The organism is Anaplasma ovis str. Haibei (assembly GCF_002214625.1).
Lineage (GTDB): Bacteria > Pseudomonadota > Alphaproteobacteria > Rickettsiales > Anaplasmataceae > Anaplasma > Anaplasma ovis.
Window position 1 is genome coordinate 291,470 of record NZ_CP015994.1, and the last position, 15,131, is coordinate 306,600.

The window sequence follows — 15,131 nt, forward strand, 5'->3', positions numbered from 1 at the left end:
AACAATTACATTCGCTGCAGTAGGGAATTTGGTGTATCGGACGTGCAGTTGCACTATGTAGTTGACAGCATCTACCATTCATGGTACGTGTATGTATTAATTCCTTAAATTGTTTCGGAGTGTGTGTTATGACAAGTGGTACTGATGGTGCAAGTACTTCAACTCTTGGTGGTACAGGAGCTGGCCAGGATCTAACACAGATTCGAGCGCTTAGGGACAGGATACGAACTCGCCTTGGCCAAAATGGTACTGGTTATGCTGGTACAGGGTTAAGTCAGAGATCAAGTGGTACTGATGGTACAGGAGCTGGCACAGGTACAAGTGGCATAGACCAAACTCTGGCTGCTGGTTATGCTGGTACAGGGTTAAGTCAGGGATCGAGTGGTACTGATGGTGCAGGTACAGACCAACATGGTACAGAGGTACATGCAAGTACTTCAACTCTTGATGGTACAGGAGCTGGCACAGGTACAAGTGGCATAGACCAAACTCTGGCTGCTGGTACAGGGTTAAGTCAGGGATCGAGTGGTACTGATGGTGCAAGTACTTCAACTCTTGGTGGTACAGGAGCTGGCACAGGTACAAGTGGCATAGACCAAACTCTGGCTGCTGGTTATGCTGGTACAGGAGCTGGCACAGGTACAAGTGGCATAGACCAAACTCTGGCTGCTGGTTATGCTGGTACAGGGTTAAGTCAGGGATCGAGTGGTACTGATGGTGCAGGTACAGACCAACATGGTACAGAGGTACATGCAAGTACTTCAACTCTTGATGGTACAGGAGCTGGCACAGGTACAAGTGGCATAGACCAAACTCTGGCTGCTGGTACAGGGTTAAGTCAGGGATCGAGTGGTACTGATGGTGCAGGTACAGACCAACATGGTACAGAGGTACATGCAAGTACTTCAACTCTTGGTGGTACAGGAGCTGGCACAGGTACAAGTGGCATAGACCAAACTCTGGCTGCTGGTTATGCTGGTACAGGAGCTGGCACAGGTACAAGTGGCATAGACCAAACTCTGGCTGCTGGTTATGCTGGTACAGGGTTAAGTCAGGGATCGAGTGGTACTGATGGTGCAGGTACAGACCAACATGGTACAGAGGTACATGCAAGTACTTCAACTCTTGATGGTACAGGAGCTGGCACAGGTACAAGTGGCATAGACCAAACTCTGGCTGCTGGTACAGGGTTAAGTCAGGGATCGAGTGGTACTGATGGTGCAGGTACAGACCAACATGGTACAGAGGTACATGCAAGTACTTCAACTCTTGGTGGTACAGGAGCTGGCACAGGTACAAGTGGCATAGACCAAACTCTGGCTGCTGGTTATGCTGGTACAGGAGCTGGCACAGGTACAAGTGGCATAGACCAAACTCTGGCTGCTGGTTATGCTGGTACAGGGTTAAGTCAGGGATCGAGTGGTACTGATGGTGCAGGTACAGACCAACATGGTACAGAGGTACATGCAAGTACTTCAACTCTTGATGGTACAGGAGCTGGCACAGGTACAAGTGGCATAGACCAAACTCTGGCTGCTGGTACAGGGTTAAGTCAGGGATCGAGTGGTACTGATGGTGCAGGTACAGACCAACATGGTACAGAGGTACATGCAAGTACTTCAACTCTTGGTGGTACAGGAGCTGGCACAGGTACAAGTGGCATAGACCAAACTCTGGCTGCTGGTTATGCTGGTACAGGAGCTGGCACAGGTACAAGTGGCATAGACCAAACTCTGGCTGCTGGTTATGCTGGTACAGGGTTAAGTCAGGGATCGAGTGGTACTGATGGTGCAGGTACAGACCAACATGGTACAGAGGTACATGCAAGTACTTCAACTCTTGATGGTACAGGAGCTGGCACAGGTACAAGTGGCATAGACCAAACTCTGGCTGCTGGTACAGGGTTAAGTCAGGGATCGAGTGGTACTGATGGTGCAGGTACAGACCAACATGGTACAGAGGTACATGCAAGTACTTCAACTCTTGGTGGTACAGGAGCTGGCACAGGTACAAGTGGCATAGACCAAACTCTGGCTGCTGGTTATGCTGGTACAGGAGCTGGCACAGGTACAAGTGGCATAGACCAAACTCTGGCTGCTGGTTATGCTGGTACAGGGTTAAGTCAGGGATCGAGTGGTACTGATGGTGCAGGTACAGACCAACATGGTACAGAGGTACATGCAAGTACTTCAACTCTTGATGGTACAGGAGCTGGCACAGGTACAAGTGGCATAGACCAAACTCTGGCTGCTGGTACAGGGTTAAGTCAGGGATCGAGTGGTACTGATGGTGCAGGTACAGACCAACATGGTACAGAGGTACATGCAAGTACTTCAACTCTTGGTGGTACAGGAGCTGGCACAGGTACAAGTGGCATAGACCAAACTCTGGCTGCTGGTTATGCTGGTACAGGAGCTGGCACAGGTACAAGTGGCATAGACCAAACTCTGGCTGCTGGTTATGCTGGTACAGGGTTAAGTCAGGGATCGAGTGGTACTGATGGTGCAGGTACAGACCAACATGGTACAGAGGTACATGCAAGTACTTCAACTCTTGATGGTACAGGAGCTGGCACAGGTACAAGTGGCATAGACCAAACTCTGGCTGCTGGTACAGGGTTAAGTCAGGGATCGAGTGGTACTGATGGTGCAGGTACAGACCAACATGGTACAGAGGTACATGCAAGTACTTCAACTCTTGGTGGTACAGGAGCTGGCACAGGTACAAGTGGCATAGACCAAACTCTGGCTGCTGGTTATGCTGGTACAGGAGCTGGCACAGGTACAAGTGGCATAGACCAAACTCTGGCTGCTGGTTATGCTGGTACAGGGTTAAGTCAGGGATCGAGTGGTACTGATGGTGCAGGTACAGACCAACATGGTACAGAGGTACATGCAAGTACTTCAACTCTTGATGGTACAGGAGCTGGCACAGGTACAAGTGGCATAGACCAAACTCTGGCTGCTGGTACAGGGTTAAGTCAGGGATCGAGTGGTACTGATGGTGCAGGTACAGACCAACATGGTACAGAGGTACATGCAAGTACTTCAACTCTTGGTGGTACAGGAGCTGGCACAGGTACAAGTGGCATAGACCAAACTCTGGCTGCTGGTTATGCTGGTACAGGAGCTGGCACAGGTACAAGTGGCATAGACCAAACTCTGGCTGCTGGTTATGCTGGTACAGGGTTAAGTCAGGGATCGAGTGGTACTGATGGTGCAAGTACTTCAACTCTTGGTGGTACAGGTAGTGGTAATACAGACCAAACTCTTGGTGGTACTGACCAACATGGTACTGATGGCATAGACCAAACTCTGGCTGCGAATAAAGCAGAGCGCGACAGTGCAAAGCAGGCCAGTGCGGAACTACAAGTCGAACTTCGCGAAATTAAAATCGAAGACCAGATTGCAGCGGTTTTTGAGCGTGAGGTACAAGAGGCCAATGTTGCTCTTGGCGCGTTGAGAGACACTGTTGCACGTATCAGTAGATATTACAGTCCGGATAGTGCGCAGACACAGGAGTTTACCCGTAAGGTGCTGAGTGACTTAGGAGGGTTATCCAAGACAGTCGGATGTTTGTTTTTGGATGCGAAGAGTGTTGCTGCCAACGCTAATACCTACCCCTGCAGAGATGTGCTGTCTCCTTCCGGTAATGCCGCAGTTTGGTGGCATGGCACTCCTCCTCGAGGTATGGATTCCTTAGCCAGCTTACCGTGTGTAGTTCCATCGTCTGTACTTGATGGGGTGTCGATTGGACAAACACAACAAGCTCTGGCTGGTACAGGTAGTGGACATGGTACAGAGGTACATGCAAGTGGTACTGATGGTGCAAGTACTCCCTATACGATAATGCCCAATAACGTTGCTGAAGCACTTGCCGTCATTAAAGGCTGGATTGAGTGTGAGTTTGCAGAGCTTGGTAATCTGAAGTCTGTTAATGGTGATAAAATACCTCCTTATGCGCAGCATCGGGATGATACTGAACTTGCTAGGACAGCACTTGGTTCATTGGTGCGGAAGCTGGCTAATATTGCTGCGAATAAAGCAGAGCGCGACAGTGCGGAACTACAAGTCGAACTTCGCGAAATTAAAATCGAAGACCAGATTGCAGTGGTTTTTGAGCGTGAGGTACAAGAGGCCAATGTTGCTCTTGGCGCGTTGAGAGACACTGTTGCACGTATCAGTAGATATTACAGTCCGGATAGTGCGCAGACACAGGAGTTTACCCGTAAGGTGCTGAGTGACTTAGGAGGGTTATCCAAGACAGTCGGATGTTTGTTTTTGGATGCGAAGAGTGTTGCTGGTACAGGGTTAAGTCAGAGATCAAGTGGTACTGATGGTACAGGAGCTGGCACAGGTACAAGTGGCATAGACCAAACTCTGGCTGCTGGTTATGCTGGTACAGGGTTAAGTCAGAGATCAAGTGGTACTGATGGTACAGGAGCTGGCACAGGTACAAGTGGCATAGACCAAACTCTGGCTGCTGGTACGGGTAGTGAACATGGTACAGAGGTACATGCAAGTACTTCAACTCTTGGTGGTACAGGAGCTGGCACAGGTACAAGTGGCATAGACCAAACTCTGGCTGCTGGTTATGCTGGTACAGGGTTAAGTCAGAGATCAAGTGGTACTGATGGTACAGGAGCTGGCACAGGTACAAGTGGCATAGACCAAACTCTGGCTGGTACAGGTAGTGGACATGGTACAGAGGTACATGCAAGTACTTCAACTCTAGCTGGTACAGGTAGTGACCAGGCTCTAACACCGCTTCAAAGGCGTGCTGTGTGTAATTTGGTCAAGCTGTGTAGTAGTAAAGCAGTTGCCGGCCGGCAGAGCACTCATGATGGCGATGACCGAGCTCTTGCTGGTGCAGGTGGTCCACGATCGTTGCTTGATGGTGGCGTCTCGATTGTGGGACAGGTACAGGGTTCCATTCTTCGGTTATAACGCCTAGCGAATGCTCATGGGTGAAAGGGGGAGGTGGATAAAGCCCTCCCCCTTGTTTGGATACCAAGGTTCTTTTGCCGCGTGGCTAGCTCCTATCCGCGACTTTAAACCATGTAGTTTGTTTGGGGGTGTGCTTAAGATGCGCGTTATGGTTGGTGGGTCACCGGGCATTGTTATCCGCACTGCCCCGTCACACCGGTAAGGTGTCGCGCAGCACGGCAACCAGGCCACAAGGTGCTACTCGCTAGGGCTGCCAGGCACATTTCAGACTTGAATTTGGTGCGTGTCTTGCAAACAATTGCCTTGACCTCGGTGATTCGGGGAACTAAGATGGGTGGTCTTGTAGATTGTGGTGTTCCTTGTCCAGATGAGCGGGGGCGTTTTACCGGTTTCCATAGAGAAAGAGCTGGAAAGCTCATACCTTTCTTACGCCATGAGCGTAATTGTAAGCAGGGCGATACCTGATATCCGCGATGGTTTAAAGCCGGTTCATAGAAGAATTTTGTACTCTATGTACAAGTCAGGGTATGACCACAACAAGCCCTACAAAAAAGCTGCCCGCGTTGTGGGTGATGTGATGGGTAGGTATCACCCGCATGCTGACACCGCCATTTATGACGCGCTGGTGAGGATGGCTCAGGATTTTTCTCTCCTGGTTCCGCTTATTGACAGCCAGGGAAACTTTGGTTCTATAGATGGGGATCCTCCCGCTTCCATGAGGTATACGGAAGCCAGGTTGTCTGAGGCCGCGCACTTTCTACTCAGCGATATTGATGAAGACACCGTGGATTTTCGCCCTAACTATGACGAGAATGAGGAAGAGCCAGTAATACTACCTGCTGAGTTCCCGAACTTGCTAGTTAATGGTGCGGGTGGGGTTGCTGTCGGTATGTCCACGAACATTCCATCACACAATCTGGGTGAGGTTGTTGACGCATGTGTGGCGTATATAGAGCGTCCTGACATAACCCTAGACGAATTAATGGCCATAATTCCCGGGCCAGACTTCCCAACCGGTGGGGTTATTATGGGAGATGCCGGGATCCGGTCTGCTTTTGCTTCTGGTAGGGGTACCATAGTCATTCGTGGTAGAACGCATACGGAGGAGCTGCCCTCTGGCAGGCAGGCCATTATTGTTGATGAGATCCCATATCAGGTTAACAAGGCAAAGCTTGTTGAGAGGATTCATGAGCTCATCAAGGAGAAGAAGATAGAGGGTGTTGCCGATCTTCGTGATGAGTCTAACAAATCTGGCGTGCGAGTCGCAATAGAGCTCAAGCGGCAGGTGGATTCCCAAGTTGTACTCAATCAGCTTTTGGGGCTCACGCCCCTTCGCACAAGTTTTAGTATTAATACGCTTGTGCTGGAGAATAACAAGCCCCGGGTTATGTCCTTACCCGAGATTATCGCCACGTTTGTTGACTTCAGAAAAGAAGTTATAGTCCGTAGGACGAGGTTCAGGCTAAGGAAAATTAGAGAAAAAGCACACCTGTACATAGGGATGTATATTGCGGTGTTGAATATTGATGAAGTTGTCTCGATTATCAAATCCTCAAAGGACGGTGCTGAGGCCTCTGCTGCGCTGCGGGAGCGTAGGTGGTCTCCCTCTACAGATATCAAAAACATGATAGAGTTGGTGTCTGACAGCACCGGTGTTGTTGAGGGAGGGATGTACCAGCTGACCGTTCCTCAGGTAAAAGCCATCCTGGAGATGAGGCTACAGCGCCTTACCGGGCTTGAGAAAGACAAGCTAGAGGCAGAACTGGAATCCATGGTTGCCCTGATCACCGAGTATACCAAAATTTTGAGTACGGATTCCTTGCTGATGGATGTAGTCAAGCAAGGGTTGCTGGATGCGAAGGCGAAGCTTGCCAAACCTAGAAGCACGGCCATAGAGCAATCTGTTGATGAGATTGACGCGGAAAGCCTAATCCCGAGGGAGGAAATGGTTGTCACGGTTACCATGAATGGGTTCGTGAAACGCGTGAAACTATCTAACTATAGGGCGCAAAAGCGCGGTGGTAAGGGGCGCGTGGCTCAGGGGGTAAAGGAAGAGGACGTTACCACCAAGCTGTTTGTGGTGGACACCCACACCAGCGTGCTGTTCTTTTCCAACGTGGGTAAGGTATACAAGTTAAAGGTGTACAGACTTCCGCTGGGTGAGCCCAGTTCTCGCGGTAGATCCCTGGTGAATATTTTTCCGCTTTCTGATGGGGAGACTGTTACCAGTGTAATGCCGCTTCCCAGCTGTGATGACGAAGTAGGCATAGCAAACCTTGATGTAGTGTTTGCAACCGCCTCTGGTAACATAAGGCGTAATGCGTTGTCGGACTTTCAGTATGTACCATCGAGTGGGAAAATCGCTATGGTTCTGACTCCTGGTGACCAGTTGATATCCGCACACGTATGCAGGCATGCAGATCATGTGCTGCTTTCCAGTAGGTTGGGTAAAAGCATCAGATTTGCCGTTAGTAATGTTAGGCAGTTCCGTGGTAGGACGTCAGATGGGGTTAGGGCCATCAGGCTTTCTACGGGTGATCAAGTGATTTCCATGTCTGTGTTGCATGGCATAGAGGCGAGCTCTGAGCTCAAGGAATCTTATCTGAGGATCCCGGTGGAAGCCAGAGTTGCCGCATCCCAGAGCGGTGAAGTCAGTGGTGAGGTCGCGCGAATGCTCGAGGAGCAGGCCATCGAGCGGGAGCAATTTTTGGAAATGGCGCGCAGCGAACAGTTTATATTAACAGTCACTGAGAATGGGTTTGGAAAGAGAACATCCGCGTACGAGTATCGTATCACCTCACGGGGCGGAGTAGGGGTTGTCAATATTTTGACGACAGTGCGGAACGGCAATGTGGTTGCCAGCTTTCCCGTTTCCCAGACCGATCAGGTTATGTTGATTACTGACAAAGGCAAGCTGATTCGTATAGCGGTGACTGATATCAGGGTTGTCGGGCGTAGCACTCAGGGTGTCACTCTGTTTAAGACTGAAAAAGGCGAAAGGGTTGTGTCCGTGGCTACCGTAGTTGATGGTAGCAAGGAAGAAGATGAAGAGCGGCCTGCGGGTGATGAAGAACAATGAAAGACGTTGATTTGCTCTTCAGTAGATTTTCAGAGGACAATCCGCACCCACGTATAGAGTTGCGGTACCGGAATGAATTCACCCTGCTGGTCGCCATAGTGCTGTCCGCACGTACCACTGATGTCAGTGTCAATAAAATCACAGATAAGCTGTTTGACGTGGCAGATTCGCCTCAGAAGATGCTGGCCTTGGGGGAGAGTGGGCTGAAGGGTTATATAAACAGTATAGGGCTGTACAACTCCAAGGCAAAGAACATAATACAGCTGAGTGAGATACTTGTGAAAGATCATGGCGGCACGGTACCAAGGGACTTTACCACTTTGACTGACCTCCCCGGGGTTGGCAGAAAAAGCGCAAGTGTGTTTTTGAATTCTGCGTTTGGCATTCCTGCTATTGCGGTTGATACCCACGTTTTTAGGGTTAGCAATAGAATAGGGTTGGTCAAGGAGAGTACTGTCCTAGGAGTGGAGAATTCGCTTAACAGGGTTGTACCAGAGAAGTGGAAGCTGTATGCCCATCACTGGTTAGTGTTACATGGAAGATATGTGTGCAAGGCGCGCGCTCCCCTGTGCAATAAGTGCGTTGTTAGTGACCTGTGCCATAGCCGCGATCAATGGTCGCAAAATTAGCGTTTGGCATTACGAGTCTTATTGCTGGCTGTGCCAGTTCCGGTGTGGTTGTGCGTGGTTAGATCTGCAACGGGGTGCTCCCAATTCTGCTGCACCTGTTCTCCGTACTGTAGCTGGCTATTCCCAAATTGTTGCGGTTTTATTTTCTAAGTTCGCGTAATACTGGCTAGACCCGCGCCTCTTGTAATTTGTTGCTGTGGCGCAAGTGTGGTGGCACGAAGTCCTATATCACCAGGCGGTGAATAGTGTGCCACGGATGCCACCAAAACCTTGACTACGAGAATAGGTGTCACTACAGTACTATCGGCGGGGCATGTGTTTGGTGTAGGTAATGGAAAGGGAAGCTGTCAGGGGGTTTTTCGTCAGGTTTAGGGGTTTAGTGATCGTCCTCGTGCTGCTTGTGCTGGGCGCCTCCGGGGCTGCATTCCTACTTGAGAATCGTCGTGAAGAAATGTTTGAACGAAGTGGTGACGCGGTGTACTTTGCGCTAAAGGGCACTGGTGAGGAGGGTATGAAAAGCCTAGAGGAGGCATCACGTGGTGGAAGTACAGGCGCCCATCTGGCAAAGTTTAGGTTAGCGCATTCCTATGTGAAGGATAAGAAGAACGTGGCTGCCGCGCGCGACGTGTACACGGAACTGGCTGCGGTTAAGGGGCTTACCCGTGAGCTGAGAGAGTTGGCTGAGTATTTGAGCGTTATTTTGTCTATGAGTCTAGGTGAGACTGGTCCTGAGCTTGAGAGCAAGCTTATGCAACTTGCCTCGAGTAAGGATGGGGTATACAAGTCCTCAGCGAAGGAGGCTCTGGTGGTGCTGCAACTTAGGCGCAATGACGTGAACTATGCCGTGAGTATTATGCGAGAGATATTGGGGGACACTGCTTCTAGCCCGGAGGTCAGGAGTAGCGTGGAGAGCCTATTGAGAGTTTATGGCGATTAGATTTTATGTGAGTTAGGGCTTGAAAAATTCGTACCTAGTGGTTAGGTAGAGTAGGATTGTTGGATTGGTTGGAGTAGAGCGGTACTATGGGGACATTGAGGAGTTGAAATTTGGCGCCGAGGTAGGCAAGGTTCTTAGTCTTGTGGTGCATTCCCTGTACACTAATAAGGACATCTTCCTGCGCGAGGTTATTTCGAACGCATCTGATGCCTGTGACAAGCTCAGGTATTTGTTTTTGTCTGACCAAAGCCTTATGGAGGCGGGAGAAGAGCTGAGGATTGTTATCAGTGTAGACAGAGATAGGCGAGAGCTTACTATTCGGGACAACGGCATAGGGATGAGCCGCAAGGAGCTGATAGATAATCTGGGGACGATTGCTAGTTCTGGAACCCAGAGATTCTTGGAGGAATTAAAAGGCGACAAGGCGCAGGGGTGTGACTTGATCGGGAAGTTTGGCGTTGGGTTCTACTCAGTGTTCATGGTTGCTACTAATGTTGTTGTGGAATCGTGCAAAGCTGGAGAGAAGGTAGGCTATAGGTGGCAGTCTTCGGGAGACGGCGTCTTTTCTGTATCGAAGATTGATGGAGATGTAAGCAGGGGCACCAAAGTTATCCTAACACTCAGGGAAAACGAACACGATTTTCTCGATAAGTTCCGCATTGAACACATAGTGACCACATACTCCGACCATGTCGGTTACCCTATATACCTAATAACAAGCGACGGCACTGAGGAAAAACTAAATAGTGGGGTTGCAATATGGACGAAGCCGAAAGATGCGGTTTCTGAAAGCGAACATATGGAGTTTTTTCGCTCCATTTCACACATAGGTAGCAATCCATGGATGGTAATACACAATAAGAATGAGGGAACTATAGAATACATAAATCTGCTGTATGTTCCTTCTGTGAAGCCATTCGATTTGTTTCACCCGGACAGGCGGTGTTCCGTAAAACTGTATGTAAATAGGGTGTTCATCACTGAAGATAACGTGCAGGTTATTCCACAGTATCTACGGTTTCTGAGGGGCGTGATTGATTCGTCCGACTTGCCGCTGAATATTAGCAGGGAGACTTTGCAGAACAGCACGGTAATCGAGAAGATCAAGGCCTCTGTGACCAGAAAGGTGCTTACCTCACTCCGAAAGAAGGCAGACAGTGATCCGGCAAGTTACAAAACATTCTGGGAGAATTTCGGCCCAGTACTCAAGGAGGGTCTGTGTGAGGCAATGGACACCGAATCTAGGGAGGCTATCCTCTCTGTGTGCAGGTTTTACAGCAGTAACAGCAAGGAAGGGGAGCTTATAAGTCTGGGGGATTACATATCCAGGATGAAGCCCGGGCAGGAGCACATTTTTTATCTGTCTGGAAATGACCTTGAATCTGCAATGCGTAGTCCGCAAATAGAGGGAATGGTCAGTAATGGGATTGAGGTGGTACTGCTTGTGGACCCGGTGGATGATTTTTGGACCAGTGTGGTGCTCGAATACAAGGGGGTGCCGTTTAAGTCTGTGACTCGTGTGGACGAGAGTGACCTAGAGAAGTTCACCGAAAGTGATGACCAAGGTAAGAAGAAGAAAAAGGAGAAGAAGGACGCTGACGACGCACAGCAGAAGGAAAATGTGGATGCCTTTATCACTTACATGAAAAAAGTGCTGGGGGATTCTGTTAGTGATATCAAAGTTTCGCGTAAGCTCACTACTAGCCTCGTGTGTCTTGCCGTGCCGGAGCACGCGCTGGACATAAGGATGGAGAGATTCTTGAGGGAGCAAAAGCAGCTTAGTTATAAGGGTAGTAGGATACTTGAGCTCAATATAAAGCATCCCGTTTTAAGTGGGCTGCTCAGGGAATACAAAGACAACGGGGAGAGCGAATTGCTGGAAAACATGGTGCACATCCTGTTCGATCAAGCCTGCATCATAGAGGGTGAAGAGGTCAACAGCGCGGTTGACTTTGCGAATCGCATGAATCAAGTACTGGCCGGGCTGTTCAAGAAGTAGGGACGTACGCTTGTGCGTGTTGGCACCGCGCGGTGTGTGGGCAAGTTTGGCCGCGCGGCTGGTGGCCTACCGAATCCGTTTTTAGTCAGAGTGTTGCGCTGCGCGTGTTGTGAGCATGATGCAGCGCGTTGTCTGCACCGGTGTTTGTGGCTGCGATCCATGCCGCATGCTAGGACAGCGAATGACCCCGTGTGCGTGCAGATCTTGCCACGAGAAAGATCAACCGGCTTACTAGTAGCATTTCGGTATTGCTTTACGCACGCTCGTTGCGGCTTTTTGCAGGAGTTGCCGTAGTGCATTGGAATTTAAAAATGCCTACAGCAGGGAAGTGTGACAGCCTTGATCTCTCCTTAAGTCTACTGTGATCCAGGCTTGTGACGTTATCGCTCTAGGACCCCGAATTGTTGCAGTATTCCAAACATGTTCTAAGACCAGCTTCAAATCGGTTATCACCATCACTTGTTTCGAGACACTCACTGCGTTTGTACTGCTCATCCAGGATTTGGTGCCAAAAGTTAGACAAGTTTCATGCTGCTGCGGAATACATGAACACATGGCTATTATCTGGGCTCGCAACGTCACTGCCCCAGGGCCCCGTGTGCGTGCAGATCTTGCCACGAGAAATGATCAACCGGCTTACTAGTAGCATTTCGATATTACTTACGTACACAGCGCTATTGCGTAACGCATGAACACATAAGTCTGTGCCACCCGTAGGAATGTAGGTGTAAAAACTCCGCTGGTGCAGGGTAGTTGTGAGTAATCTAAGTTTAAAATTTCCGGAGCTGACCCAGGTACGCCGCGCACATTTCTGGGTGAGGCTTTTATAACACAACACCAGCGTGTGAGTAGCCGAAAGGGCACACACCAACAAAAAACACTTGCGATTCCTTGGTGAAGTATGTAGAATTACCACCAAGCGGGGAGCTTAGGTGGCTTTGTTCTACTAAGATAAAGTGTGTGTGTGTTACCTAATGGTTATGCATTGACCGTAGAACAAAGCCCCAGTTGCCCAATTAATTTCTTAATCAGGTTACCCGCATTGTAGCCGGAGTGCTTCCCTTAGTCAATAGGGATGTTTGATTTTTGTGCGGGGGAGCCGGATTTTTTGTTCGTGTACATTTCTTTGTTGCGTGGAACTGCCACCGGTGTTCTGTGCGTGCGCGCTAGTCTTCCCGATGGTTGCGGTTTACGCACCAGAGACAGCCGGGAGCTGTGCGCATTTCCGCCCTATCGGCTTTTCTTGTTGTGTATGGGAGGAATTTTAGATCCGTTGTGTGGCCTAGCGAGCTGCTTCCAGAAAAATACACTAGTAATGCGCGGCGCTACGCTGTCCTAGCCTCCTAGTTATAGCGACAAACTCCGGTTTCCTTCTAACTTCCTGATGCTCACGTGTGGGATCTAACTAACACGTGCCAGTTGGGCGCCACGCACTGGACGAGCACATTCCTTTTTGCTTGTGTTTTAGAGTACATTTGGGAATGCCGTGCCGCTGTAGAGATTCACTGACTGGTAGCCATGCCCCCCATATATGTGGTGCGATCTGCTACTTATGCTTTTTGCCGAACGTTTTGTCGAATATGAAATCAACGTGTTGCGTGTAGTAATCAAGGTTGGAAAGTGAGTCTAAAACTCCTGGCGTGATCTTTTCAAGAAGCTTGTGGGTCCTCACATTATCTATGAAGTTGCTGCCATTGTTCAAGGTATCCATGGCGCTGTCTTGTACTACCTTATACGCACTTTCTCTGCTCATACCCGCATCTACTAACGCTAACAAAACACGCTGCGAAAGCAACACGCCTTTGGAAGAGTTCAGATTTGCCTTGATCCTCTCCTCATCAATTTTCATGTCACGTAAAACACCGGCTAGGCGCACAAGCGCGAAGTTCAGAGTTATGCAGGCATCTGGTGCTATGAACCGCTCAACCGAAGAATGGGAAATGTCGCGCTCATGCCATAATGCAACATTTTCCATAGCGGGAATAACATAGCTGCGCACCATCCTGGATAGGCCAGTCAAATTCTCACCCAGAATGGGATTTTTTTTGTGCGGCATAGCAGAACTGCCTTTTTGCCCGGACGTAAACGGTTCAGCCACCTCCAAAACTTCCGTTTGTTGTAAATGGCGGAGTTCCGTGGCGACTCTTTCTATCGAGGAGGCTATCACACCGAAGATTGCAAAAAGTACCGCATACCGATCCCGCGGTATCACCTGGGATGCTATAGTTTCAGGTACCAACCCCAGTTTCTGTGCTACATATTCTTCCACTGATGGATCAAGGTGGGCAAAATTGCCCATAGCGCCGGAGATCTTGCACACTGATATTTCTTGCTGCGCGCTCACCAAACGTTGGTAATTACGCGCGAATTCGGCATAGAACCTTGCGAGCTTGAGCCCGAATGTTATCGGCTCTGCGTGCACGCCGTGGCTCCTGCCGACGCACAATAGATATTTTGTTGCTTTTGATCTTGCCTCCAACGCGTGCATGACTTCTTCAATATTTTTCAGAAGAATGTCACAGGACCGTTTTAACCTCAGCGAAAGGCATGTATCTAGCACATCAGAACTGGTCATACCATAGTGCAGATATCTTATGTCTGTGTTTGAGGACTCTGCGACGTAGGATAAAAACGCTATAACGTCATGCTTTACTTCCGCCTCTATGGCTTGGATCCTGTGTATGTCGAAGTTGCCCTCAAGGTTGCGCAGACCATCTAGTATGTGGCTAGGGACGACCCCCAACTTAACTTGGGCCTCGCAGGCCAAAACCTCTATAGCCATCCAAATTTCATACTTTGTTTTCTCTTCCCAGATTTCAACCATTTCCGGAAGACTGTAACGCTCTATCACGCCAGGGCCCAAAAGATTAACAGGTTAATAATGCAACAGATCCGCAGCTTTTGCAATAACATACGATATGCCAACATATGCCATTTACACATTCTGCTAGACGTGCAAATAGCGCTATATTGCCCGCTGGTATGGTGTTCAAGCATAGCAGGCTTAGGTAAGATCATGGTATAAACTGCACTGTGTGGCCACACTCAGATTGGTATGGTGCCCCTGGTAAAGCCAAGATGTGGTATTGCACAAAGAGTGTGTAGTGTATATAGAGCCTATGTGCTGTGATACTGCTCGGCGCGGTCTCCCATTCAATGTTTCATCTCTGCCCATGAAGCGCTGAATTTAGTAATTTATTTTCTTGATTCATAATTTGCGCTCATTTATCATTGAGCGCTGCAGTTGCGGGAGTAGCTCAGTGGTAGAGTATAACCTTGCCAAGGTTAGGGCCGAGGGTTCGATCCCCTTCTCCCGCTCATTGCTTTTGTAGGTTTGTCTGCCAGGCTGCATGGTCGCGCATTGCGCAGTTTTTGCGGGAGTAGCTCAGTGGTAGAGTACGACCTTCCCAAGGTTGGGGCCGAGGGTTCGATCCCCTTCTCCCGCTCTTTTGTTGCAGTGCGACGCATCAGCTATAATACAGGGTTGTTCCCATTGCGTGGGTTTGCCATTTCCATAGTGCGGGCTACTGCGGTTTTTCTG

6 protein-coding genes and 2 tRNA genes are annotated in these 15,131 nt (G+C 49.4%); 7 read left to right on the forward strand and 1 reads right to left on the reverse strand.

Going from position 1 to position 15,131, the window contains the following annotated elements:
- Positions 1-128: 128 nt before the first annotated feature.
- From AOV_RS01210 to htpG, 5 genes are all read left to right on the forward strand, one after another.
- A complete protein-coding gene (locus AOV_RS01210) occupies positions 129-4,946 on the forward strand; it encodes a beta strand repeat-containing protein (RefSeq protein ID WP_117374391.1) in 4,818 nt (1,605 codons plus the stop codon).
- 367 nt (positions 4,947-5,313) lie between these two features.
- Positions 5,314-8,025, forward strand: coding sequence for a DNA gyrase subunit A (gyrA, locus tag AOV_RS01220; protein WP_075138807.1), 2,712 nt, complete (start codon positions 5,314-5,316; stop codon positions 8,023-8,025).
- A complete protein-coding gene (nth, locus tag AOV_RS01225) occupies positions 8,022-8,654 on the forward strand; it encodes an endonuclease III (RefSeq protein WP_075138808.1) in 633 nt (210 codons plus the stop codon). The genes gyrA and nth overlap by 4 nt, the downstream gene beginning before the upstream one ends.
- A 331-nt stretch (positions 8,655-8,985) precedes the next feature.
- Complete coding sequence (locus AOV_RS01230) at positions 8,986-9,591, forward strand: hypothetical protein (RefSeq protein WP_075138809.1); 606 nt, start codon at positions 8,986-8,988, stop codon at positions 9,589-9,591.
- A 64-nt stretch (positions 9,592-9,655) separates the two neighbouring features.
- Positions 9,656-11,590, forward strand: a complete 1,935-nt coding sequence (gene htpG / locus AOV_RS01235) for a molecular chaperone HtpG (RefSeq protein ID WP_117374393.1) — start codon at positions 9,656-9,658, stop codon at positions 11,588-11,590.
- Positions 11,591-13,136: 1,546 nt separating this feature from the next.
- Here the strand turns inward: htpG and purB are convergent.
- Positions 13,137-14,441 (reverse strand): adenylosuccinate lyase, encoded by a 1,305-nt coding sequence (gene purB / locus AOV_RS01245; protein ID WP_075138812.1) that lies wholly within the window; start codon positions 14,439-14,441, stop codon positions 13,137-13,139.
- 395 nt (positions 14,442-14,836) lie between these two features.
- On the opposite strand from purB, the gene AOV_RS01250 reads away from it, so the two are divergent.
- Both AOV_RS01250 and AOV_RS01255 read left to right on the forward strand, forming a co-directional pair.
- Positions 14,837-14,908: transfer RNA gene (locus AOV_RS01250), tRNA-Gly, on the forward strand.
- A 56-nt stretch (positions 14,909-14,964) separates the two neighbouring features.
- Positions 14,965-15,036, forward strand: a tRNA-Gly gene (locus tag AOV_RS01255).
- The last annotated feature ends 95 nt before the right edge of the window (positions 15,037-15,131 follow it).

Coding starts and splice junctions, on each gene's coding strand:
- AOV_RS01230 (WP_075138809.1), top strand. CDS start 8,986: ATGGAAAGGGAAGCTGTCAGGGGGTTTTTCGTCAGGTTTAGGGGTTTA.
- AOV_RS01210 (WP_117374391.1), top strand. CDS start 129: ATGACAAGTGGTACTGATGGTGCAAGTACTTCAACTCTTGGTGGTACA.
- nth (WP_075138808.1), top strand. CDS start 8,022: ATGAAAGACGTTGATTTGCTCTTCAGTAGATTTTCAGAGGACAATCCG.
- gyrA (WP_075138807.1), top strand. CDS start 5,314: ATGAGCGGGGGCGTTTTACCGGTTTCCATAGAGAAAGAGCTGGAAAGC.